The organism is Bizionia paragorgiae (genome assembly GCF_900107625.1).
GTDB lineage: Bacteria > Bacteroidota > Bacteroidia > Flavobacteriales > Flavobacteriaceae > Bizionia > Bizionia paragorgiae.
In genome coordinates this window covers 53,233-77,483 of the sequence record NZ_FNQK01000015.1, presented here as the reverse complement: position 1 = coordinate 77,483, position 24,251 = coordinate 53,233, and the positions used below count along the sequence as shown (strand labels likewise).

At 36.7% G+C, this 24,251-nt stretch carries 20 protein-coding genes, 1 tRNA gene and 1 riboswitch; of the genes, 12 read left to right on the top strand and 9 right to left on the bottom strand.

The features are described 5' to 3' along the window. Positions 1–346 (top strand): transposase (locus BLV64_RS11280; protein ID WP_245705908.1); only part of this gene is annotated, 346 nt, incomplete at its 5' end. Between the two features lie 98 nt (positions 347–444). Here BLV64_RS11280 and BLV64_RS11275 read toward each other — a convergent pair. The 3 genes from BLV64_RS11275 to BLV64_RS11265 form a co-directional block, all read right to left on the bottom strand. Next, a tRNA-Tyr gene (locus BLV64_RS11275) sits at positions 445–526 on the bottom strand. Positions 527–1,088: 562 nt separating this feature from the next. Then, positions 1,089–3,800 (bottom strand): carboxypeptidase regulatory-like domain-containing protein, encoded by a 2,712-nt coding sequence (locus BLV64_RS11270; RefSeq protein ID WP_092135439.1) that lies wholly within the window; start codon positions 3,798–3,800, stop codon positions 1,089–1,091. 24 nt (positions 3,801–3,824) lie between these two features. Beyond that, positions 3,825–4,730: a GLPGLI family protein gene (locus BLV64_RS11265; protein WP_092135436.1), complete on the bottom strand. Its 906-nt coding sequence runs from the start codon at positions 4,728–4,730 to the stop codon at positions 3,825–3,827. A 173-nt stretch (positions 4,731–4,903) separates the two neighbouring features. On the opposite strand from BLV64_RS11265, the gene BLV64_RS11260 reads away from it, so the two are divergent. The 11 genes from BLV64_RS11260 (at position 4,904) to moeB (ending at position 15,907) form a co-directional block, all read left to right on the top strand. Further along, positions 4,904–5,683: a hypothetical protein gene (locus tag BLV64_RS11260; RefSeq protein ID WP_092135433.1), complete on the top strand. Its 780-nt coding sequence runs from the start codon at positions 4,904–4,906 to the stop codon at positions 5,681–5,683. A 1-nt stretch (position 5,684) separates the two neighbouring features. Beyond that, on the top strand, positions 5,685–6,299 hold the full coding sequence (locus BLV64_RS11255) for a deoxynucleoside kinase (protein ID WP_092135430.1): 615 nt from the start codon (positions 5,685–5,687) through the stop codon (positions 6,297–6,299). Positions 6,300–6,366: 67 nt separating this feature from the next. Beyond that, positions 6,367–8,394 carry a polyphosphate kinase 1 gene (gene ppk1 / locus BLV64_RS11250; RefSeq protein ID WP_092135428.1) on the top strand — a complete coding sequence of 676 codons (2,028 nt, stop codon included), beginning with the start codon at positions 6,367–6,369 and terminating at the stop codon, positions 8,392–8,394. 68 nt (positions 8,395–8,462) lie between these two features. Next, positions 8,463–8,555: riboswitch (TPP riboswitch) on the top strand. Positions 8,556–8,565: 10 nt separating this feature from the next. Continuing rightward, positions 8,566–8,856, top strand: coding sequence for a sulfur carrier protein ThiS (thiS, locus tag BLV64_RS11245; protein ID WP_245705907.1), 291 nt, complete (start codon positions 8,566–8,568; stop codon positions 8,854–8,856). A gap of 61 nt (positions 8,857–8,917) precedes the next feature. Beyond that, positions 8,918–10,777, top strand: coding sequence for a phosphomethylpyrimidine synthase ThiC (gene thiC, locus BLV64_RS11240; RefSeq protein WP_092135423.1), 1,860 nt, complete (start codon positions 8,918–8,920; stop codon positions 10,775–10,777). Between the two features lie 139 nt (positions 10,778–10,916). Continuing rightward, the gene (locus BLV64_RS11235; RefSeq protein ID WP_092135421.1) at positions 10,917–11,525 is read left to right on the top strand and encodes a thiamine phosphate synthase; all 609 of its coding nucleotides are present in this window, start codon (positions 10,917–10,919) and stop codon (positions 11,523–11,525) included. Then, complete coding sequence (locus BLV64_RS11230; RefSeq protein WP_092135418.1) at positions 11,525–12,289, top strand: hydroxymethylpyrimidine/phosphomethylpyrimidine kinase; 765 nt, start codon at positions 11,525–11,527, stop codon at positions 12,287–12,289. The genes BLV64_RS11235 and BLV64_RS11230 overlap by 1 nt, the downstream gene beginning before the upstream one ends. Continuing rightward, positions 12,282–12,926 carry a thiamine phosphate synthase gene (gene thiE, locus BLV64_RS11225; protein WP_092135416.1) on the top strand — a complete coding sequence of 215 codons (645 nt, stop codon included), beginning with the start codon at positions 12,282–12,284 and terminating at the stop codon, positions 12,924–12,926. Before BLV64_RS11230 ends, thiE begins: the two co-directional genes overlap by 8 nt. Before the next feature lie 4 nt (positions 12,927–12,930). Continuing rightward, a complete protein-coding gene (locus BLV64_RS11220; RefSeq protein ID WP_092135413.1) occupies positions 12,931–13,704 on the top strand; it encodes a thiazole synthase in 774 nt (257 codons plus the stop codon). After that, on the top strand, positions 13,697–14,812 hold the full coding sequence (gene thiH, locus BLV64_RS11215; RefSeq protein ID WP_092135411.1) for a 2-iminoacetate synthase ThiH: 1,116 nt from the start codon (positions 13,697–13,699) through the stop codon (positions 14,810–14,812). The genes BLV64_RS11220 and thiH overlap by 8 nt, the downstream gene beginning before the upstream one ends. 36 nt (positions 14,813–14,848) lie before the next feature. Then, entirely contained in the window at positions 14,849–15,907 is a 1,059-nt protein-coding gene (gene moeB / locus BLV64_RS11210) for a molybdopterin-synthase adenylyltransferase MoeB (RefSeq protein WP_092135408.1), read from the top strand. Between the two features lie 3 nt (positions 15,908–15,910). On the opposite strand, the gene BLV64_RS11205 is transcribed toward moeB, so the two are convergent. The 6 genes from BLV64_RS11205 to BLV64_RS11180 all read right to left on the bottom strand — a co-directional run bounded on the left by BLV64_RS11205 (position 15,911) and on the right by BLV64_RS11180 (position 24,150). After that, a complete protein-coding gene (locus tag BLV64_RS11205) occupies positions 15,911–16,909 on the bottom strand; it encodes an App1 family protein (RefSeq protein ID WP_092135406.1) in 999 nt (332 codons plus the stop codon). A gap of 92 nt (positions 16,910–17,001) precedes the next feature. Continuing rightward, entirely contained in the window at positions 17,002–19,500 is a 2,499-nt protein-coding gene (locus BLV64_RS11200; RefSeq protein WP_092135403.1) for a sodium-translocating pyrophosphatase, read from the bottom strand. Positions 19,501–19,660: 160 nt separating this feature from the next. Further along, the gene (locus tag BLV64_RS11195; RefSeq protein WP_092135447.1) at positions 19,661–21,967 is read right to left on the bottom strand and encodes a M1 family metallopeptidase; all 2,307 of its coding nucleotides are present in this window, start codon (positions 21,965–21,967) and stop codon (positions 19,661–19,663) included. A 66-nt stretch (positions 21,968–22,033) separates the two neighbouring features. Beyond that, entirely contained in the window at positions 22,034–22,534 is a 501-nt protein-coding gene (locus BLV64_RS11190) for a DUF6702 family protein (protein ID WP_092135400.1), read from the bottom strand. Between the two features lie 67 nt (positions 22,535–22,601). Continuing rightward, complete coding sequence (locus BLV64_RS11185; RefSeq protein WP_092135398.1) at positions 22,602–23,363, bottom strand: peptidase associated/transthyretin-like domain-containing protein; 762 nt, start codon at positions 23,361–23,363, stop codon at positions 22,602–22,604. Beyond that, positions 23,356–24,150, bottom strand: coding sequence for a carboxypeptidase-like regulatory domain-containing protein (locus tag BLV64_RS11180; RefSeq protein WP_143034154.1), 795 nt, complete (start codon positions 24,148–24,150; stop codon positions 23,356–23,358). The genes BLV64_RS11185 and BLV64_RS11180 overlap by 8 nt, the downstream gene beginning before the upstream one ends. Positions 24,151–24,251 lie beyond the last annotated feature (101 nt).

Genomic DNA, 24,251 nt, shown 5'->3' with positions numbered 1-24,251 from the left:
CGAAAGAAGCAAAATATTATTCGCCCAATATCCCGATATAAAGGTCGCTTTCGACCTAGTACAGGGACTCAGAAATATATTCAATAAGACAACTTCTATACAAATAGCATACACAAAAATGGCACATTGGTACAAAGACGTTGAAAACACGGGCTTCAGGTCATTCAATACAATTGCCAACACTATATCCCTCAATTATAAATCGATCCTAAACTATTTTATAAATAGAAGCACAAACGCATCCGCTGAATCATTTAATGCTAAAATAAAAGCTTTTAGAGCTCAGTTCAGAGGTGTAAAAAATGTAGAATTCTTCCTTTATAGATTGACCACAATTTTTGCCTAAACACAACATTTAGGAATGATCCGTTTTTTTTATGACTTTAAAAAGCTGAATTTCGCGTATAAAAAAAGTCCGCAATAAATTGCAGACTTTTAGTTTTGTGGGGAGAGCAGGATTCGAACCTGCGAAGACGTAGTCAGCAGATTTACAGTCTGCCCTCGTTGGCCGCTTGAGTATCTCCCCAAAACCGATGGCAAATATATTTAAGTTTTAGTTATACACAAAGCGTTTTCGTGTTTTTTTTACCTCTTTATTAATAAAAAACCCTTCATTTTTATTGAAGGGTTTAAAATCAATAGTTTAGGTTTTTATAATACATATAGATTACCATCTTACAACTTTGATGATTCTAGTCGTTTTAGAGAAGCTTATAAATTATAATGGAAAGCGTGGAGCTTTTTTCTTATTCTAGAAACCTAAAATTAAGAAAAGCGCTAGCGGCAAGACTTATCGCCATTTATGATTTCTTGAATATAAACGGCTGTTTGTTTTAAGGTGAAATTTTATTCTAATTATAATATGTTCAAAAAGATGGACTCACCATATACTCTTACATTTTACATTCTTTTTACAAGCTTATAAAAACCAGAATCTTATAAAAGCAAACACACCACTCGTTATCTCGAAAGATAATTAGTGGTGTGTTTTGTGTTAGCGGTTGAGCGGTTTGTTTAAACTCCTTTTTACTTTTTTAGTAAAAAGAGTGAGTAGCGAAGACGCGCCCCTTTAGGGGAACACCCAAAAACTACAGACTGTAAATCACTCTAAACGTTACAAATCGCGGCTGAATATAATACTCGGTAGCACTCACCGAAAACGCATTTGTACTCGTGTTATTTTGAGATTTGGTATCTAATAAATTCGTTGCTTTTACCTCGTATTCAAACTTACTATCTTTAGTTTTTCTATACGATAAAGAGGCGTTCCAGAATTCGTAACTATTAATCGATTCTTCCTTATTTCTAAAGTCATTAAACGTATAATCGGTTCTAAACGTAAAACGTTTTAAAATTAAGGCATCGAAATCTACTGAAGGTGCATGCGTATAAAACTTAGAACGCGTTGCTCCCTGATCGTTATCTTGAAGCGTAAAACGGTAGCCGATATCAAAATTTGGTGCATTGCGATAATTAGTACTTAATCCCGCACGATAGGTTTGCGTATAATTTTCGTTAGTAGACACTTTATTATTGATAAACTGATTGAATTTCGCATAGCTAAAATTACCACTTACCGATGCTTTTAACTTTCCGAAAGAACGTTGAAAACGTCCGCTTACGTTTACACTCTCATCGGCAAAATCGGAATTAAAAGGGGCGCTTAGGCTAATCACACTTCCTGGTTCGAAAACCGAAGTATTACGAATACGGTCGATATTTTTAGTGTATCCAATATTGGCGAACACATTGGTATAATTAAACATATTAAAACTAAAATACGCTAAGTTAACGGCGTGAGATAAAGCACTTTCTAACTCAGGATTACCAACAGCAAGGGCGTTATAATTATTTAAAACAACACCGCGAGCTAAGTCAGTAACATCCGTAAATTCCGTCTGCATACGATAATTTAAAATCAGCTGCTCACTCTTTTTTAGCTGAATACGCATATTAAAATCTGGCAATACGCGTGTAAAAGCATTTTTGTACTCACTTCCAAATTGCTCGTTTTTAGAGCTATAAGCGTGCGCTGAAAGCCCTGGAGTAAAAGTAAATTTACCCGTTATAAATCTATAGTGCGCTCCTAAATACATATCACTAAACGTGTATTTTGTATCGTTTAGATCGAGACCATTATTAATAATCGGTGTCGGGTTATACTCACTACCATCGTCTAAAAACTGAAACAGGTTTGAATTAAAATTTTGCTGACTGTAAATAGTTCCCAACGTTAAGTTGATATTGCTTTTTGAATTTATCACATTCCAATAGTCCACTTTAGCATCCACCTGATTGGATTTTACACGCTTTTCTTGAGCGATATCATAACCCACCTGCATATTATCTAATCCCAAACCGTTTGCTGTGGAATTATAATTGGCTTTATCTTCTAAGAATGCGTTATAAAACGGATCTTCATCTTGTAACAAATGCTGACCAGAGAAGGCGAAAATATTATTTTCGTTAGCCGTGTAATAGTAATTTAAATTTTGATTGATACTAAACGGTTTTGTTTTTTCTATTTGATTGATGCTTCCGATTTCTGAAGACAAGAAATTTTGATCTTGAGTTTCTTTAGACACACGACCTAACACATCATAATCCATTTGATTATTTGTATTCGGTTTGTATTTAGCACTTAATTTTAGCATTCCTAAATCGCTGCTTTGCTTGGTTGCACTTGCTGTAGTTTCATTGGGAATATTAAAGTCGGCGTCGGTGTACTGCACAGAGTTATTTTCTTGCAATTGAATTCTAGAGTTTGAGAAAATCGCAAAACCACTAAGATCAAGTGCTTTATTTGGTGACATACTAAAGTTAGCAGCACCAAACTTCGTATTTATATCTTTCGCTTTATTGTTTTGAAGCGCTAGAAATCCAAGGTTATTATTTCCTAAATTCAGGTTTGTTCCACTGGTTTCGCTAGGCATTTTAAAGCCTCCAGTAAAATTGAAATAATCGCGACGTGTAAAAGCGACCTCTCCAATATTATTTAAATCCCCGATAAGATTAATACTGTACTTGGTACTGTAATAAAATAATTTTGGTTGTACTAAATACAAACTATTATTGCTAGAGTCACCACCACCGGCGGTCACCGTACCAAACCAAAAGTTGTCTTTACCTTCTTTTAGTTTAATATTGATTGCAATATTATCTTGGTTATTAGTTACCCCGCTAAGTTGACCCACACTAGAAAAGTTTTTTAATACTTGAACTTTATCTACTGCATTAGAAGGAATATTTTTTGTGGCTAATTTAGAATCTCCATCGAAAAAATCTTTCCCTTCAACCATTACTTTTGTCACTTTCTTACCTTCGACTTCTATTTCACCGTCGTCGTTAACCTCTACTCCTGGTAATTTTTTTAAAATATCCTCCAGTTTGCGTTCGGTTCCATTTTTAAAAGAATCGGCGTTATAAATAATAGTATCTCCTTTTACCGTTACTGGCATTTCGTAAACAATTTCTACTTCGTCTAACGAATTATCGGTTTGCAGCGAATAGTTACGCTCGATATCGGTGTCTTGAACTTGAATAACACGCTCTTCGGTTTTATAGCCTATATAACTAACTTGAATAGTATAGGTGGTATTTTTTGTTAATGCTAATTTATATCTCCCATCGGCATTGGTAATACCGTAAGCATCCATAATTTTTGTGGCTTGGTTAATAGCTACCACATTAGCTAATTCTAAGGGGGTTCCGATACTGTCTTTTACGGTACCCTCAAATTTTACTTGTGCAAAAGTTGCGCTTGTTACTAATAGTAGTAACAGAAATAGGTTGTTTTTCATTGGTTCTATAGAATTACCCTTTAATTAATGTCTAAAACCACCTCGATTTCTACCACCATACATCTCGCGCATCTCTTCTACTTTTTGCTTTACGATATCGGCATATTCTTGTTTGGTAACCACTTTACCTTTACTCGGTTTTTTTATTTCGGTTTTCTCATCTGGATTTAAAACAATTTTAGAACATAAAACTGTAGTCCTACCTGAGCTAACCTCTAAAATTAAACCAGGTAAGCCCCAAAACTCTCCTGGACCTTGATTTACTGGGATTTGCATGGTATACCACGCAACAACTTCGATTTCTTCAGGAATTTCAATCTCGTCCATCATATCTTTAGGCTCGTCTGCCTTAGCTACAGCACTAGAATCTTTTCCTTTTTTATCGTCATCTTTATTACGGTCTCTTCGTCTCATATTCGAGAAATCCATGTCATCGACCTTTTTAGTAGCAACAGCTTTCATACACATGTACTGACCAATTTGTTTGGTCTCACCAGTCATTTTCCATTCTAATTTTTCTAACTCATCATTAATTAAAAATTGCTTTCCAAAAAACTCTTGATCTTGTAAAAACTGACCTTCTTTTACATTTTTATATTGAGCTCCCGCAGTAAAACTCCCCATCATACCACGAAATCCTCCTCCTCCAGCACCAGGTGCAGCAAGCTTCTCATCCTCCTTATAAATAGATTCTGTTCTATTAAATGTTAGCATAAACGTTTTTTCGAACATACTTTTCATACGCTCCATAATCATCTTCTTACGTTCAGGACTCATTTTATCGCCACCCCATTTATCTAAATCAATAGTGGTTTTAGATTGATACGTGGCCACGCCTTGAAAATCTTGTTGGGCCATGGTTAGCGTTGAAGCAAAGATTGCAAAACACACGACGGCTGTTTTAATTATTTTTTTGTGTAAGTCATTCATTTTAAAGACAATTATTAAATTAGTATTATCAGTAAGACGGTATTTACACACAAATGTTAAATTCACAAGTGTTAAAGTAATGTTAAACTACTATCTTTAAGACTTCGGTAATAGCCGCTATCTACAAAATAAGTAGCTCACTTTGGTTCAATTTTTGTACTTTTCAAATCCATATGAAACACCTTTTATACTTCTTATTTTTTCTCTCTGCCACTTGTTTTGCTCAAGAACCGTTGAGCACATCATTTATTAAAAAGACAAAACTTAAAGCCGATGCCGTTATTGGAGTAGATGCTTTTGGCGACTTATTTTATATAAAAAACAATGTGCTTATAAAAAAAAGCAGCACTAAAGAAATAACGTATAGTAATATTCAGTTGGGTACACTCACCTCTGCAAACAGCTTTAATCCTTTAAAAATAAATGTGTTTTATCAAGCCTTTAACACCGTTATTATTTTAGATAACAGACTGGCGGAAATCTATAAAATTGACTTTAATAGTAACAAAATATACAAAAATATTAGTCATATCTCTACAGGTAGCGACCATACATTTTGGATTTTCAACCAAGACCTGCAACATTTAGAATTATACGACTATAGTAACAATAGTACACGGGCAACCACCCAACCGGTGCAGAGTAGCGTTTTAGATTTAACGAGTAATTTTAATGGAAGTTGGCTTCTAACCAATAACTTTTTATACCAATATAACTATTTTGGAAGTTTAGTTTATAAAATTAAAAATGACGGATATTCATCCATTTCAGAAAGCAATGAAAATATCGTTATAAAAAAAGGGGATAGCTTATTATATTTACCTAAAAACTCTAAAACTTTAAAAGAAATAGAAGTCCCGAATTTGTTAATAAAACAGTTTTTTCTAACCAACGGAATCCTTTATATTTACGACGGTGAATTTCTTTACCATTACCAACTAAAAACGAAATAATATGCACGTTGCAATTGCCGGAAATATTGGCGCAGGAAAAACTACGCTTACAAAATTACTAGCAAAACATTACAAATGGGAAGCTCAACTTGAAGACGTTGTAGACAACCCCTATTTGGATGATTTCTACAATCAAATGGAACGCTGGAGTTTTAACTTGCAAGTCTATTTTTTAAATAGCCGTTTCCGTCAAGTCGCACAAATTAGAGAAAGTGGTAAAGACATTATTCAAGACCGAACCATTTACGAAGACGCACATATTTTCGCTCCCAATCTTCATGCTATGGGACTGATGACGAATCGTGATTTTGAAAATTACACTTCCTTATTTAATCTTATGGAAGGCTTTGTTCAAGGGCCAGATTTATTAATCTACCTACGCAGTTCGATATCTAATTTAGTATCTCAAATCCACAAACGCGGTCGCGACTATGAAAACTCTATTAGTATAGACTACCTAAGCCGACTTAACGAACGCTATGAAGCATGGATAACGGGTTATGACAAAGGTAAATTACTAATTATCGACGTCGACGATATTGATTTCGTTGCCAACCCTGAAGATTTAGGTTTTATTCTAAATAAAATTGACGCCGAAATCAACGGCTTATTCTAAAAAAGTTAACAAAATTCTTACATAATTTTAGTTCTATTCCTGTAAATTGCTCATTATTCCTTAATACATGAGCAAACTTTACAATTCTAAATATTTTCACCGAGATCTTTCGTGGTTGCGATTTAACCATCGTGTTTTACAAGAAATTAGAGATAAGAAAAATCCGCTCTATGAGCGCATTAACTTCTTGGCTATTTTCTCTTCTAATTTAGATGAATTTTTTAAGGTTCGTGTTTCTGATATCCGACAAGTTAAAGACCTTGAAAAACCATTGCGTAAAAAATTGGTTACCAAGCCGAATGCTGTTTTAAAAGAAATTAAAAAGCAAGTCCACTTGCAACAAAAAGAATTTGGTGACGCCTTCTACAATGAAATTATTCCCGATCTAAAAGCCGAGAATATACATTTAATCGACTACCATGACTTTTCGCCAAAACACCAAAAGCAGGCTGAAACTTATTTTCAAAAGACTTTAAAAGGAAAGCTCAATACTCAAAAAAGTGAGGCCTTTTTAAAAGATTCCCTTTTTGCTAAAAATGAAGCATCCTACCTCGCTTGCCTAAAAGACGACAGGGTAATAGAACTGGTAGAAATACCAACAGACGAATCGCGATTTTATGTTTTTCCTTCGGAAGATGACGAGACCTTTTACATTACTTTTATAGACGATATTTTAAAGCATAACCTCTTAAAGGACAATCAACATAAGTATTACGGTTTAAAATTATCTCGCGATGCCGAATTGTATATTGAAGATGAGTTCTCTGGAGATTTAATGCAAAAAATTAAAGATGCACTTCCAAAACGTGAAACCGGTCAAGCCACACGCGTGCTTATCGATGAACACGCTCCCGAAAACCTAAAAACAGTTCTTAAGCAAACACTAGACATTTATAATACAGATATTATATTGGGTGGTGTCTATCATAATTTTAAAGATTTTTTCAGTTTTCCAAACCCCACAAAAAAGCAATTATCAAATATACCTTTAAAGCCATTACCACATAAATTACTAAGCGCTTACGATTCGGTATTTGAAGCTATCGATGCTAAGGACCAACTCATGCATTATCCCTACCAGTCCTTTGAACCCGTGATACGCTTGCTTGAAGAAGCCGCTGAGGATCCTGCAGTACAAACCATTAAAATGACCTTATACCGCTTAGCAAAAACCTCGCGACTTAACACCGCAATTGCTAAAGCAGCAAAAAACGGTAAAAAGGTCGTTATTTTTATCGAGGCTAAAGCGCGTTTTGATGAAAGCAATAATATAAAATGGGGGAAAACATTCTCTGAGAATGGGGCGAAAGTTATTTATAGCTACCCAGGAATAAAAGTGCATTCTAAAATACTATATATAGAACGTGAGTTAAATAATAAACTTAAAGCCTACTGCTATATAGCCACTGGGAATTTTAACGAAAAAACAGCAACGCTATACACCGATTTTGGCTTAATGACCAAAAACAAAAAGATGTGCAAAGAACTTAATCGCGTGTTTTTAGTTCTTGAAGGAGTACTCATTGTTCCAAAAGCTAAAACATTATTAATTTCACCTTTCACCTCACGACATAAATTTTCACGACTAGTGGAAAATGAAATAGCATTAGTCCATGCAGGGAAAGAAGGTGAAATCACTTTAAAAATGAACAGCCTTCAGGACAAGAAAATGATACAACTCCTTTATAAAGCGAGCAATGCGGGAGTAAAAATACGCTTGCTGATTCGCGGTATTTGTAGTCTCGTTCCCGGAATTAAAGGACAGAGTGAAAACATTACAATAACCAGTATTTTAGACCGCTATTTAGAACACGGCCGGGTTTACTTATTTAATAATGACGGTAACGAAAAGCTATTTATAGGTTCTGCCGATTGGATGACACGAAATTTATCTCACCGTATAGAAGTTGTCGCTCCTGTTTTAGATCCCGATAATTTCAAAATCGTAAAAGACGTTTTAAATATTCAGCTCGCAGATAATGTGAAAGCACGAATTATAGATCCCGAGCAAAAAAACAACTACGTGCAAAGCAGTGAACCCCAAGTACAATCGCAAATAGCAACCTACGACTACTTTAAAAAAATTAGCGACTAATTATTCAAAAATAGTATAGAGTTTACTTTTCATTAGGCTTTATCAGAGTTTATTTATTACATTTACGGCATAGACTTTAGGAGTAACTAGAAATAGTTTGAGAAATAACCTTAGAACCTGATTTGGCTCATACCAACGTAGGGAAAAGTTGATTTAATATGTTCATTTTCTATGAACGTATTTCACTTTCTGCATTTTTCATTTACACAACTATCATACAACCTAGTCTATTCTTTTAAATTAAAGAATTTAGAAACTATGATAACGATTACAGTAAACGAAAAAAAACATTCCTTTTCACACCCCATCACCTTATTAGAGGTTTTAAACCAGCTTGATAGTGTTCAAAACGGCATTGCTATTGCCATCAATAACACCATCATTCAAAAACGTAAGTGGCCTGAAACGACACTCGAGAATAACGATGACGTTTTAATCATTACAGCAACACAGGGCGGTTAACTCATAAAGCTATTTTTATCCTATAAAAATCGTAACCTTTCAACCACACTTCAACCCCATTATGAAAAAAAAAGACACCGCACCAAAACAAAACGGCATAACAAGACATCCGTTTCCCAACTCACAAAAAATTTATGTTTCCGGTAAGTTATTTCCAGAAATAAAAGTTGCAATGCGCGAAATCGCTCTCAGTGACACGGTAGACTCGCTAACAAAAAAGCGTATACCTAACGAGCCGGTAACCGTTTACGATACGTCGGGCCCCTACACAGACCCTAATAAAGCCATCGATGTTCACAGTGGTATAGATCGTATTCGCGAACCGTGGATTTTAGAGCGTGGTAATGTAGAGCAATTAGATAAATTCTCATCTCAATATTGCAACGCGCGCTTAAACGACAAACGTTTAGACCACTTGCGTTTTGGCTCTTTAAAAAAACCTTTGCGCGCTAAAAAAGGCGAAAATGTATCACAGATGCACTATGCAAAAAAAGGTATTATTACACCAGAAATGGAATATGTAGCGATTCGCGAAAATCAGCGAATCGATGAAATGACACGTTTGTCTAAGCAACATAAGGGACAGCACTTTGGAGCTAGTATCCCTGATAAAATAACTCCAGAATTTGTAAGAGATGAAATCGCTCGCGGGCGTGCCGTTCTTCCTAGTAATATAAACCACCCCGAGGCCGAACCTATGATTATAGGTCGTAATTTCTTAGTTAAAATAAATGCGAATATTGGTAATTCGGCAACCACCTCATCTATAGAAGAAGAAGTTGAAAAAGCCGTATGGGCATGCCGTTGGGGAGCCGATAATATCATGGATTTATCTACAGGACAAAACATTCACGAAACCCGGGAGTGGATTGTTCGCAACTCGCCAGTACCGGTCGGAACAGTACCTATTTACCAAGCATTAGAAAAAGTAAACGGCGTTGCCGAAGACTTAACGTGGGAGATTTTTAGAGATACGCTAATCGAACAAGCCGAGCAAGGTGTTGATTACTTTACCATCCACGCCGGGGTGCGTTTACGCTATGTACCTATGACCGCAAACCGCATTACAGGAATTGTTTCTCGTGGCGGATCGATAATGGCGAAATGGTGTTTAGCACATCATAAAGAAAGCTTCTTATACACCCACTTCGAAGATATTTGTGAGATTATGAAGGCTTACGATGTTGCCTTCTCTTTAGGCGACGGCTTACGTCCTGGTTGTATTGCCGATGCTAATGACGAAGCGCAATTTGCCGAGTTAGAAACCCTAGGTGAGCTTACAAAAATAGCATGGAAACACGATGTACAAACCTTTATTGAAGGCCCAGGACATGTACCTATGCATATGATAAAAGCTAATATGGATAAGCAATTGGAGGTTTGTGACGAGGCCCCTTTTTACACTTTAGGTCCTTTAACCACAGATATCGCACCTGGCTACGACCATATTACCTCTGGTATCGGTGCCGCTATGATTGGATGGTTTGGATGTGCTATGTTATGCTATGTTACTCCCAAAGAACACCTCGGATTACCTAATAAAGACGATGTACGTACCGGTGTAGTGACCTATAAACTAGCAGCGCATGCCGCAGACCTTGCAAAAGGACATCCAGGCGCTCAACATCGCGATGACGCGCTTAGCAAGGCTAGATTTGAATTCCGTTGGGAAGACCAATTTAACCTCGCCCTAGACCCAGAATTGGCACGAGAATACCACGATGAAACCCTTCCTGCCGATGGTGCTAAAATCGCTCATTTCTGCTCTATGTGTGGCCCAAAATTCTGCTCTATGAAAATTTCTCAGGAAGTCAGAGATTTTGCTGCCGTAAATGAAATAAAAGATGACGAAGTATTTGCTAAAGGCATGGAAGAAAAATCTAAAGAATTTAAAGATAAAGGGTCCGAGGTCTATTTATAAAAATACTGTGGAAGTTCCTTCGCCTTTTAAAAAAAGGCGAAGGCGGGCTTTCCGTTATATCTTTTGCAATAAAAGCAAAAGGATGCCACTACAATCCCTAACTTGAGCCCATGAACTCCTTTAAAATTCAGTCCTAATAATGATTGTACTTATAGCTCCCGAAAATGATATTCCGAATGAGATAGTCATAATTCACCAACTATTTGAAGCCGGATTAGAAGTGTATCACCTACGAAAACCAAGTAAAAATAAAACCGAGTATGTTGCTTATATAAATAAAATAAAACCAGAATACCACAACCGCATTGTTATACACCATTACCATGAATTAGTTAACAGTTACGGTTTAAGAGGCATTCACTTTCAAGAACAAAAACGCATTGATGCTTTAGAAAATGGAAAAGGCTATTTTAACAATTTACAAATGCTAGGCAAAACAATGAGCAGTTCGTTTCACGATCCGAAAACCTTAGAAGAATGTAGCTTCGAATTCGATTATCATTTACTTAGCCCTGTATTTACTTCCATCTCCAAAAAAGGATACGAAGGCAAGGGGTTTAAGGTCTCCGAAATAGACAAATTTATAATAGGCCTGGGAGGTATTACCCCAGAGACGACAGAAAAAGCTTTACAACTAGGCTATAATGGTATAGGGGTTTTAGGCGGCATATGGAACGCCAAAAACCCTATAAAGGCCTTTACCACCCTTCAAAAAACACTTAAAGAACTCAAAAAGCGACCTTACTAATGACACAAAGACCATACGTATTAAGCATTGCAGGTTTCGATCCTTCAAGTGGTGCCGGAATAACATCTGATATAAAAACCTTTGAAGCCCATAAGCTACACGGTCTAGCAGTTTGCACTGCCGTAACCATACAAAACGACACGACTTTTAAAACCTGTGTTTGGATGGAAAACACCGTTGTTATTGCGCAAATTGAAACCCTATACGAACGCTTTAGTATTCCAGTAGTGAAAATCGGTCTCGTAAAATCATGGCAACATCTTAGCGCCATTGTCGCCACTTTAAAACGCCTAAATCCCGAAGTAAAAATCATTTTAGATCCCATATTAAAAGCCACCGCAGGCTATAATTTTCACGAATCACCACAATTAAACATCCTTTCAAAAGTATTGGAAAGCTGTTATTTTATTACACCTAATTACGAGGAGATTCAAGCGTTATTTCCCGATAAATCAATTGAAGATACTATTCACTACCTTTCAGAAAAAACTAATATTTACTTAAAAGGCGGGCATCGACCCAACAAAATAGGGTTCGACGAAGTATATTATAATAAAATTGTACAACTCAACATCCCACCTTCAGCAACTGCTATACATCAAAAACACGGTAGTGGCTGTGTATTATCATCAGCTTTAGCTTCTAATATTGCAAACTGTATCGTATTAGAAGACGCCTGCAAACGGGCAAAACAGTATACAGAAACCTTTTTAAACTCGAACGCGTCCCTTTTAGGAACACATAATTACAACTATAATGATTAGCAAATTACACTATATCACTCAAGGAGAGACACCCGAAATACATCTAGAAAACATACAAAAAGCCTGTGCTTCTGGAGCCGATTGGATACAGTTACGATTAAAAAATGTAGACGAAGACACGCTATTAAAAACAGCTCAAAAGGCACAAAGTATTACCTCACACTTTCAAACCCGTTTAATCATAAACGACCATTATAAAATTGCTAAAGAAGTTAAAGCAGACGGAGTACATTTAGGTACATCCGATGCTTGCCCATTAGAAGCCCGTGATTACCTTGGAAAATTTTATAGTATTGGAGGCACAGCAAACACCTTAGAAGAATGCGAAAACCTGATTAATAAAAAAGTAGATTACATTGGTCTTGGTCCCTATAAGCACACCACAACCAAGTCAGACTTAAGTCCCATTTTAGAACTAAAAGGCTATCAGGCCCTTTTAAAAGAATTAAAAACGGATACACCAATTATAGCTATTGGAGGCATCACCATAAAAGACATTCCAGATTTATTAGAAACCGGTATTTATGGCATTGCTGTTTCAGGCGAAATCACTCGTAATTTCAACGCCATTACCACTTTACAACAACTAATTAATGGTCCAACCCTTGAACAACGTTATAAATTTGACAAAAAATAAACATATGAAGGATCGTTTAACTATAGGAGACAAAACCTTTACATCGCGGTTATTTACGGGAACGGGAAAATTCAGCTCTTCAGCACTAATGAAAGAGGCATTATTAGCTTCAGAAAGCGAATTGGTCACCGTTGCTTTAAAACGCGTCGATATCGGCAATGAGAACGACGCTATTTTATCACATTTAAACCATTCTAGGATACACTTATTACCAAACACCTCGGGAGTAAGAACTGCCAAAGAAGCTGTATTTGCTGCTCAACTATCGCGGGAAGCCTTAGAAACCAATTGGGTAAAATTAGAAATCCATCCAGATCCAAAATACTTATTGCCAGACCCCATAGAAACCTTAAAAGCAGCCGAAGAACTCGTAAAACAAGGCTTTATTGTAATGCCTTATATTCACGCCGACCCTGTGCTATGTAAACGTTTAGAGGATGTAGGGGTACAATGCGTAATGCCTCTAGGTGCCCCTATAGGAAGTAACAAGGGGTTAAAAACCGTAGATTTCTTAGAAATAATTATTGCGCAAAGTACGGTTCCTGTTATAGTAGACGCGGGTATTGGTGCACCATCGCACGCCGCACACGCTATGGAAATGGGAGCTGATGCCGTACTAGTAAACACTGCAATTGCAGTATCTCAAAATCCGGTTGCTATGGCTAGCGCGTTTAAACGTGCAGTTGAAGCTGGTCGTTTAGCATATAACGCCAAGTTAGCACCTATAAACCAAACAGCAAAAGCCAGTTCACCTCTAACCTCTTTTTTAAATGCCTAGCTTCACTTCCCTTTTTAACACTTATAACTGGAACGCCATTGTAGCCGATATTTATAACAAAACGCATACAGATGTCGAAAGGGCCCTAGCAAAAAAAACGCGCGATTTAGACGATTTTAAAGCCTTAATATCTCCCGCTGCCAAGCCTTATTTAGAGCACATGGCACAACTAAGTAATCAACTCACAAAAAAGCGCTTTGGGAATACAATGCAAATGTATGCACCGTTATATCTAAGTAATGAATGCCAAAATATTTGTACCTATTGTGGTTTTAGTTTAACTAATAAAATTCCTAGACGCACTCTCAGCGATAGCGAAATCCTTAAAGAAGCAGCTTTTTTAAAAAACAAGGGATACGATCATATCCTACTCGTTACAGGAGAAGCAAATAATACCGTAGGCGTAGACTACATTAAAAATGCAATCGCTATCCTAAATAAAACGTTTGCAAATATCACTATAGAGGTACAGCCTCTCGATCACGAAGACTACAGGTTATTAATAGAAAATGGTTTATATGCCGTTTTAGTCTATCAAGAAACCTACCATAAGGATGAATACAAAAAGCACCACCCTAAAGGTAAGAAATCTAATTTCGAATACCGCCTAGAAACCCCAGACCGACTGGGGGAAGCAGGCGTGCATAAAATTGGATTAGGCGCCTTGTTCGGACTTGAAGATTGGCGGGCAGATAGTTTTTTTACCGCCCTTCACTTAAAATACCTTCAAAAAACCTATTGGCAAACAAAATACTCTATATCCTTCCCAAGACTTCGTCCGCATTCTGGTGGCTTAGAGCCCAAAGTGGTTATGGAAGACGCCGATTTAGCACAACTTATTTGCGCCTACCGTTTATTAGACGAAGATGTTGAACTGTCCTTATCGACACGAGAAAGTGAAACGTTTAGAAACCATATTATTAATCTCGGCATCACCTCTATTAGTGCGGAGTCTAAAACCAACCCTGGAGGTTATGTTGTAGAACCTCAATCTTTAGAACAGTTTGAAATTTCCGACGACCGAAGTACAGAAAGTATCACCGAACTTTTAAAAGAAAAAGGGTTTGAAGTCGTATGGAAAGACTGGGAAGCATTTTCCATAGGGTAACACAGCTATAATTTTGAAACATTAAACAGACAATCAATGACTTTAACATACGGAGAAGAGGAGCAGTACAACCGCCATCTTATTTTAGAGGAGATTGGCCTTACCGGCCAAGAAAAACTAAAACAATCAAGCGTTCTCGTTGTTGGCGCCGGCGGATTAGGCTGCCCGGTTTTACAATACCTTACCGCTTCGGGAGTGGGTACGATAGGTATTATAGACGATGACCTGGTTTCCCAAAGTAATTTACAACGTCAGGTATTATACACCCATCGAGACCTTGGAAAACACAAAGCAGAATGCGCTGCTAATAGATTATCGGCACTAAACCCGTATGTTAAATTTCAAGTGTTCAAGGAGCGGCTTTCCCCTAAAAATGCAATCGCTTTATTTAACTTATTCGACATTATTGTAGATGGTACCGATAATTTCCCAACACGCTATTTAATTAACGATGCCGCGGTGCTCACCAACACCCCTTTTGTATTTGGATCTATTTTTAAATTTGAAGGCCAAGTGTCTGTTTTTAATTATAACAACGGACCTACCTATCGTTGTTTATTCCCTACACCCCCTAAGCCAGACAGCGTCCCTAACTGCTCTGACATAGGAGTATTAGGCGTATTACCAGGAATTATTGGTAGCTTGCAAGCCAATGAGGTTATTAAAATAATCTGCGGTATAGGAACTCTATTATCGGGAAAGCTTCTCACCATAAATACCCTAACTATGCAACAGCGGATATTAAACTATAGCAAAGAAGGCAATACCGTAATTAGTGCCTTACAAGACAACTACGAAACGTTTTGCGGAATAGAAACACGAGCAGAAATCACCTTAAAAGAATTAAAAGCCTATCAACACAACTACACTTTATTAGATGTCAGATCGCCATTAGAACGCGAACATTTTAACCTTGGAGGCTTGCACATTCCCTTACAAGAATTAGACAGGCGATATAAAGAAATTACCACCAATAAAGATATTATCGTGTATTGTAAGGCAGGAATGCGAAGCCAAATGGCCATTCATATTTTAAGAGAAAAAGGACTAAAAAATAATTTAATTAATTTAAAAGGCGGTCTTTTTCACCAGTAACCACTATTTAATAAACCCTATAGATCGCGCATGCTCAATAGCTTCTTTACTAGATTCCACTAATAAAATAGGTGTCGACTTGTACGACGCTACAATTCCTTTTACGCGTTGCATGCGTTTTTTATGATTTACACTTCTTAAATAAATGGCTAGAATTCTATTTGGGAATTTTTCTGCAACTTCAATATAAATATCAGGATCATGCTCTCCGCTATCCCCTATTAAAATAAAAGGTAAGTCAGGGTACATAGTTAGTAAATTAATAATCTCCTTTTGTTTTTGAGGTTTTTCGTCTATAGATTTCTTTTTAAACAAACTATCTAAACTTCGCAATAGTATAGGCCCTTTCGGAAAATCATTTTGCTTTAAAAAAAGCTTGAGGTAACGGTATAGGTTCCATGGGCTATGGCTGACATAAAATATAGGGTTGGCTTCTTTTCCGGAAGCTCCACGATGCAGTTTATGATAAAATTCTGACGCGCCTTCCAAAGGTAATCGCGTATACGCCGACTTAAAAATCGTGTTAATAATTAAGCGCCATTTTAAAAAGGACACCACCCCAGTGTGTAAAATCGTATCGTCGATATCACTAGCCACCCCAAATTTTGCTTCGGAAGAGGGAATTAATATCTCGGCGGGAAAGCGATTTTCATTTTTTATATGCCGTTTCACTGACACATCACTATAAGCAACTTCGCAGGGCAGCCACCCTTCGCTATTGGTCAATCCTTTTAAGCCACTCAAATTGGCTCTCACCTTAAAATACCCCTTATCATCGGTGGTTGTTTTTAACAAAACACCATGAGGTAGCTTTATCTCTAACTCGGTATTTTTAACCTCATCAACCCCCAAGCGTTTCCATGAATTTATTAGTAATCCAAGCCAAGTTTTATTTTCAAGGTTAATATTTTCATCCTCTAAAGCACGTCCTTTCAAATAAAACTGTGAATCGGTACCATAACTATGGAACGCTATAATTTGAAGGGGATCTTTTTTAAACATAACACATTGGGTTTACCAAGGCTTGAAGATATCAATTTTAATAAAAAAACCACAGCCTAAACTGTGGTTTCTTTCTAAATATAATATTATAACTACTGTTTGTCTTTGACTTTAATTTTAAAATCTTCAACGTCTTTTAACTGACTTCTTACTTCTTCTTCAGTACCCGTAAACTCCTGAGTTTCCACTTTGGTTTCTCCGCTTATTGTACGCTTAATAGTCACCACTGCTGTCACTTGATCGGTAGTTTCGTTTTTCGTCATTTCAACCGAGGTATGTGTACTATTTGGAGGTAATTTTCCTGCCGCTTCTTCCTTACTAATAAACTTTACGGTTTCGGCACCATCCATTACATGGCGTTCTCCATTTTCATCTATCCAGATATTAACTTCTTGGGTTTCTATAACATTTACACCTTCTGAGTGCCCTCCTAAAATAGGAGCGATTACCAATCCGATTAAACAGGTAAGCTTTATAAGGATATTCATCGAAGGACCAGATGTATCTTTAAACGGATCACCTACAGTATCCCCAGTAACAGCAGCTTTATGCGCATCGGAACCTTTAAACGTCATGACCCCATTAATTTCCACACCAGCTTCAAATGATTTTTTAGCATTATCCCATGCTCCACCAGCATTATTTTGAAATATTGCCCATAAAACACCAGACACTGTTACTCCTGCCATATAACCTCCTAACATTTCAGCTATAGCTAAAGAATCCATTCCAAAAAGCATAGGTAAAAAAGCAATCACAATAGGAAAACCAATAGTTAACAGCCCCGGCAACATCATTTCTCTAAGGGACGCTTTGGTAGAAATATCGACACATTTATCGTACTCTGGTTTACCCGTTCCTTCCATAATCCCCGGAATCTCTCTAAACTGTCTACGCACTTCCTGAACCATTTGCATAGCCGCCTTACCTACGGCATTCATCGCCAAAGCAGAAAACACTACAGGCACCATTCCTCCGACAAACAACATCGCTAAAACTGGCGCTTTAAAAATATTAATCCCATCGATTCCGGTAAAGGTTACATAAGCAGCAAATAAAGCCAAAGACGTTAAAGCGGCAGAAGCGATAGCAAACCCTTTTCCTGTCGCTGCAGTTGTATTACCTACAGAATCTAATATATCTGTTCGTTCGCGCACAATTGGGTCTTGCTCGCTCATTTCGGCAATACCACCTGCATTATCTGATATCGGTCCAAAAGCATCGATTGCTAATTGCATTGCCGTGGTAGCCATCATAGCAGAAGCCGCTAAGGCAACACCATAAAACCCTGCAAAGGCATAAGATGCCCATATGGCACCTGCAAATAATAATACTGAAGGAAAAGTAGATATCATTCCTGTGGCTAAACCTGCAATAATATTGGTACCTGCACCTGTACTCGACTGCTCAACAATTTTTAAGATTGGCTTTTTACCCAGTCCCGTATAATACTCGGTAACTGAAGATATCATAGCACCAACAAACAAGCCGACTAAAGTGGCATAAAACACACGCATAGAAGACACTTCCTGCAAGCCTTCCCCAAAATAATGCATCATCATCTGCTTTGGCAGCATCCAATAACACAAGCCAAAACAAGCGATAGCTACTAAAATAATGGACGTCCAATTCCCCACATTTAAAGCTCCCATAACCTCAGCTTCTTTAGCGTCGTTATTTTTTATTTTCACTAATAGCGTTCCTATAATAGAAATTATAATTCCTACACCCGCTATGGCCATAGGTAATAAAATAGGACCGATACCTCCAAAGGCATCCTCAATACTTCCGCCCATATCCTTAATCACATAATTCCCTAATACCATAGCCGCCAAAACAGTGGCAACATAAGACCCAAATAAATCGGCCCCCATACCTGCAACATCCCCTACATTATCCCCTACATTATCGGCAATAGTTGCTGGATTTCTCGGATCATCTTCTGGGATTCCTGCTTCAACCTTCCCTACTAAATCGGCACCTACATCGGCTGCTTTTGTATAAATCCCTCCACCTACACGAGCAAAAAGAGCAATAGATTCGGCTCCTAAAGAAAAGCCTGCTAAAGTTTCTAATACAATAGTCATTTTATCGGTCGATACCCAAACGCCACCTGTAAAAAAGTGATAGAAAAAAATAAAGAATGCCGTTAAGCCTAAAACTGCTAAACCAGCAACTCCAAGTCCCATAACTGTCCCGCCTCCAAACGCTATTTTTAAAGCGTTTGGCAGACTCGTTTTAGCGGCTTGAGTAGTTCGAACATTGGTTTTAGTAGCAATTTTCATCCCTACATTTCCTGCGTAAGCCGAGAATACAGCTCCAAAAATAAAAGCGATTACAATTAACCAATGTGTCGTATCTACAACTTGAGAGACTATAAAAAGTAACACACTAACTATAACTACAAAAATGGTTAAAAGCCTATACTCTGCACCTAAAAAAGCGAGTGCACCTTCGTAAATGTGATCTGAAATTTCTTTCATTTTACCATCTCCAGCATCTTGTTTTAAAACCCATGTTCGTTTAATCCACATAAAAATTAAACCCAAGAATGCCATAATAATAGGCACATAAATCATCATTGACTCCATATAATTAGTTGTTTAGTTGGTTATTAAGAATACTAATGTAGGAAAATAATGTGAAAAATAAATTTAATTAAGGCACTAAGAATTAATAAAATATAAAACAACAAGCAATAAAAAACCCACTCAAATTGAGTGGGTTTATATAAACGCTATGTACTATTAATTAGTTTTTAGCTTTATTTTTAAAAGCATCAAATTCACTTTGTTGCACTTCACGAGGCCATGAATTATTTGATGTATCTACATCTGCAGTTTGCATTTTTGGATCTACAGTAATTTTCACAATTTCTTTTCCTGAAGCAATAACCTTACTCACTTCTTTGTCGTTAAGTCTCCATATTTGTGCAGGATACTTCTCTGTTTTAGTCGTCCCATCGGCATATGTAAACTCAACAATAATTGGCATTACTAACCCGCCTGGCTTATCGAAAGTCACTTCATAGAAGTATTTAGGCTGCTCTATTTTAGCACGTTCTTGAGGTGTAAAGTTGTCCATAACATACTCTTTTAACGTTGGGATTTCGTCTTGTAAGTTACCGCTGCTTTTCATGTCCTCTGTAAACTCTTCGCTACCTTCCTCTACATAATAGATTAAACTTTTAGGATCAATACTAAAACGCTCAGCTATTTTAGCACCTTCCTTATTAGGTTTAGACGTCACGTGGAATTTCTTAACCGATTTAATTCCGATATCTACATAATCAGTTGTATAAAACCATCCTCTCCAGAACCAATCTAAATCGAATGCTGAAGCATCTTCCATTGTACGGAAAAAATCTTCTGGTGTTGGGTGCTTAAACTTCCATCGGTTAGCATACTCTCTAAAAGCATAGTCAAATAACTCCTCACCCATTACAGTTTCTCTAAGAATATTTAAAGCTGTTCCAGGTTTACCGTAGGCATTATTACCAAATTGGTATGTATTTAATCCTTTGGTCATGATTGGTGCAATATAATTCTGATCACCACCCATATAATTTACAATTTTAGCTGCTGGACCACGACGTGAAGGATACGTTGTTTGCCCTTCAGAAAGTGCCGAAGGATACCATTTTCCAAAATCTTGCTCTGCAACATATTGTGCAAAAGTATTTAGTCCTTCATCCATCCAAGTCCACTGACGCTCGTCACTATTTACGATCATCGGGAAAAAATTGTGACCTACTTCATGAATAATTACACTTATCATTCCGTACTTAATTCTATCGCTATAATTCCCATCCTTATCCGGACGACCATAGTTCCAACATATCATAGGATACTCCATTCCTTGACGTTGCGCATGAACAGAAATCGCTTTATGGTACGGGTAATCGAAAGTCATTCTAGAATACGTTTTTAGGGTACTTGCTACTGCTTTTGTAGACCATTGCTCCCAAAGTGGGTTTCCTTCTTTTGCATACATTGAAACCGCCATAACATCTCTATCACCAAGCTTAACAGCCATCATATCCCAGATGTATTTTCTTGACGTTGCAAAACCAAAGTCACGCACATTTTCGGCGTACATTTTCCACGTTTTAGTCTTTTTAGACCTGCTTTTTTCAGCACGTTCAGCCTCCTCTTGTGTTACAATTAAAACAGGTTCATCATAAGATTTTTTAGCTTTTTCATAACGCTTCATCATCTCTTTAGAAAACACCTCTTTTCTATTGGTAAGCTTTCCGGTTGCGTCTAATATGTGATCTGCAGGTACCGTAATATTTACTTCAAAATTTCCAAATGGTAATGCGAATTCATCACGCCCCCAAAATTGAGAGTTTTGCCATCCTTCAACATCATTATAAACTGCCATTCTTGGATAAAACTGAGCAATTACATAGGTTCTATTTCCATCTTCTGGAAAGTACTCATAACCTGAACGGCCACCATCTTTAACGTGATCGTTAATATTATACCACCATTTTATATTAAAAGAAAACTGATCACCTGTTTTTAGTGCTTTAGGCACCTCAACACGCATCATGGTTCTATTAATCATATGTTCTAGCGGCTTCCCGTTTGTATCTGTTACCGATTCAATATTGAATCCGCCATCAAAAGTTTCAGCTAAGTGATTTTTAGCAAAAGACGACGCTTGTTGAACTGGAGAAACAGAACTCGTTTCAATTAATGGTGACTTAGAATCTTTAGCTCTTACATTTTGATCCAATTGCACCCATAAATAATTTAAGGTTTCAGGAGAATTATTGGTATAGGTAATTGTTTCTTTTCCTGAAAGGATTGCTTTTTCGTCATCTAAAACAATATCCATTTTATAATCGGCTTGCTGTTGGTAGTAAGCAGGACCTGGTGCTCCTGAAGCTGATCGAAACATATTTGGAGTTGAAAACTCCTCATATAGTTGTTTAAACTTGTTGTTGTTTGTGTGACCTTCTTGAGGAACACGTTTTTCATTTTGGTTTTGTTGAGCAAATGCACCAACAGTCACAAAAAGAATGGAAAGAAAATAAAACTTAATGTTACGCATAATTAGATTTTTTTCAAAAATAGAATTTGAATTTAACAATATTAAATTATAGGGGTATTTGTTTTGTTAAAATTTTAACAAACCTTTATCGTCTTCGGTGATTAATATAAAAGATTTATTTTTTGAATTGATATTGGTCCTTACAATATTCTTCTGATCCGGAAAGACATCAAACAAGACTTCGTTTTTAACCTCGAACGACTTTATTGACTTTACGTTTGTAATTTCAATATAACAATTTGCAATATCATCGGTATATTTTTTACCGAGATAGCTAATGGTGACTGGTTGATTATTGATTTTAATCTGAATACGAGAAGTTAAATATTTTTCTATGTACTTATCTATTTCATCTTCGTCTCTATTATCGTTTAAAACCAAAGACTCATCATAGCGTTGTCGTAGTACATTTTCAAAGTCGTCTATAAATATACGGGTAATTATTTGAACGGTTTCCTGCTCTTCGACATAATCAATTTGGGTGACACTAACATAATATTTATGAGCCACAGTAAATGCAAATAGTGGCAGAATTAAGAGTAGGACTGCTTTTTTCAGGGTATTCATAAGTAATTAATTTGAGTTACAAATCTAACCAATACTTTCAAAAAGCATTCCTTAACTGCGTTAATCTTTATTTTTTTAGATTATGCTGGAAATCTTGATATTTTTTAACCATAAAATCGAAAGCTTCAAGATCACTTCCACTTGTTAGACGATTAAAATCCTCGTCTTCAGCACAGAAATAAAAAAACTCCATTTGTTTTGAGGCTTCTAAAGGATAGCTTTCAAAAAATGTTCTACCCAATTTATCTTTTAAACGAAACATGGCATCCGTATTTTTTTCTAGAGCCACACGTTTTTTAAGCATTTTGGTTCTTCCAGATAAACCATTAAGTATGGGGTTAATTGGTAAAAGAGAAAACGATTGCGCTTCATATAATCTGCGCTCACTCTTAGTTTTTCGTTTCCCGGTATAACCTGGTATACCTACATCGTAAAAATCTAGTGGTCGTTCTACCTCGGTAGTTTGAATATCATCGTATAAATTACCCGTTAAAATACGTCCTATCCTAACTTCTGCCAGTTCATTGACTTGAATTTCTAAGTATAAAACAACACGCTTATTTTTAATATGTGTTTCAGATAGCACTAAACTTACTTTTTTATATTGAATGGAACTCACCTGCAATACATCATTCACTGCAACATCAATATAAAACTTCCCTTCTGCATCGGTAGTCGTGTTTATATTTTGGGTTAGGTTAGAAACATGCAACCCTTCTACAGCGCCACTATCTTCGGAAAGGACCTCACCAGTGATCTCATGGTTTTGAGCATCTACATGAAAAGCAGATAGAGTAAGTATAAAAAAAAGAAATGTGAACCTAGTCATTTAAGCCCTTTAAAAACAATTCACTTTGTTGGTGTAGAAAATCGATACGTTGCATTTCGTTCTCATCTTGCAATAACTGCTCTGGTCCGTTTTGACGTTCTAAGAAGGAAACAAATTCGGAGACATTTTCTTTGGGAATATTAAAATTAGCGATATAATAATCTTCAGAAAAAGCATCTGCCCATATAGAAATAGGTGTTTCTAATCGCGGATTTTGCTGTTCCTGGACCCCCTTTTTTTTATTCTTTACTAGCAAACCAACCAGTCCACTTAAAATCGCAACAAAATCAGCTTGATAGCGAATTTGCCCTTGATTCATCGCGATATTTTCGACCTTCGTTTTATAATCTGGAGGCATCTCAAAATTCTCAAAACTACCAAAAGAAAACACGAGCGGGTCCACAACCTTTACATTAGCCACATCGGTTTCAAGATGCCCTGTTAAATTATAAGGTAGCAACACCACTTCGGCTAAACTATTAATTTGTTCTACGAGGTAAATCTTTAAACTTTTATTTGCCACAACCTCCTCAGTTATTTTGGTCTTAAACGGTTTTAATTGCAAAGCAGAAACTTGAATTTCGTCGTTTAAACCCACAACAATTTTAAACGCACCCTCACTATCCGTAATCGCTCCTTTGTTGGTTGAAGCGTTGTAAACAGTGACATTCTCAACATCGTCAATAGCGACATAAATCTGTCCTGAAACCTCCACCCGCCCTGTATCTTGCGCATAACTAGTACACACACAGCACAGTACACTTATAATACATAAAAAGTGCTTCATATCAATTTGGTTTGGTTTAGTATTGTAAATAAAGTCTTTCAAATCCTAAAATAGATTTAAAAGGCGTTTAAACTTTTGTTAAATATATGCTTTACTTAAAT

Coding starts and splice junctions, on each gene's coding strand:
- BLV64_RS11270 (WP_092135439.1), bottom strand. CDS start 3,800: ATGAAAAACAACCTATTTCTGTTACTACTATTAGTAACAAGCGCAACT.
- BLV64_RS11265 (WP_092135436.1), bottom strand. CDS start 4,730: ATGAATGACTTACACAAAAAAATAATTAAAACAGCCGTCGTGTGTTTT.
- BLV64_RS11260 (WP_092135433.1), top strand. CDS start 4,904: ATGAAACACCTTTTATACTTCTTATTTTTTCTCTCTGCCACTTGTTTT.
- BLV64_RS11255 (WP_092135430.1), top strand. CDS start 5,685: ATGCACGTTGCAATTGCCGGAAATATTGGCGCAGGAAAAACTACGCTT.
- ppk1 (WP_092135428.1), top strand. CDS start 6,367: ATGAGCAAACTTTACAATTCTAAATATTTTCACCGAGATCTTTCGTGG.
- thiS (WP_245705907.1), top strand. CDS start 8,566: ATGAACGTATTTCACTTTCTGCATTTTTCATTTACACAACTATCATAC.
- thiC (WP_092135423.1), top strand. CDS start 8,918: ATGAAAAAAAAAGACACCGCACCAAAACAAAACGGCATAACAAGACAT.
- BLV64_RS11235 (WP_092135421.1), top strand. CDS start 10,917: ATGATTGTACTTATAGCTCCCGAAAATGATATTCCGAATGAGATAGTC.
- BLV64_RS11230 (WP_092135418.1), top strand. CDS start 11,525: ATGACACAAAGACCATACGTATTAAGCATTGCAGGTTTCGATCCTTCA.
- thiE (WP_092135416.1), top strand. CDS start 12,282: ATGATTAGCAAATTACACTATATCACTCAAGGAGAGACACCCGAAATA.
- BLV64_RS11220 (WP_092135413.1), top strand. CDS start 12,931: ATGAAGGATCGTTTAACTATAGGAGACAAAACCTTTACATCGCGGTTA.
- thiH (WP_092135411.1), top strand. CDS start 13,697: ATGCCTAGCTTCACTTCCCTTTTTAACACTTATAACTGGAACGCCATT.
- moeB (WP_092135408.1), top strand. CDS start 14,849: ATGACTTTAACATACGGAGAAGAGGAGCAGTACAACCGCCATCTTATT.
- BLV64_RS11205 (WP_092135406.1), bottom strand. CDS start 16,909: ATGTTTAAAAAAGATCCCCTTCAAATTATAGCGTTCCATAGTTATGGT.
- BLV64_RS11200 (WP_092135403.1), bottom strand. CDS start 19,500: ATGGAGTCAATGATGATTTATGTGCCTATTATTATGGCATTCTTGGGT.
- BLV64_RS11195 (WP_092135447.1), bottom strand. CDS start 21,967: ATGCGTAACATTAAGTTTTATTTTCTTTCCATTCTTTTTGTGACTGTT.
- BLV64_RS11190 (WP_092135400.1), bottom strand. CDS start 22,534: ATGAATACCCTGAAAAAAGCAGTCCTACTCTTAATTCTGCCACTATTT.
- BLV64_RS11185 (WP_092135398.1), bottom strand. CDS start 23,363: ATGACTAGGTTCACATTTCTTTTTTTTATACTTACTCTATCTGCTTTT.
- BLV64_RS11180 (WP_143034154.1), bottom strand. CDS start 24,150: ATGAAGCACTTTTTATGTATTATAAGTGTACTGTGCTGTGTGTGTACT.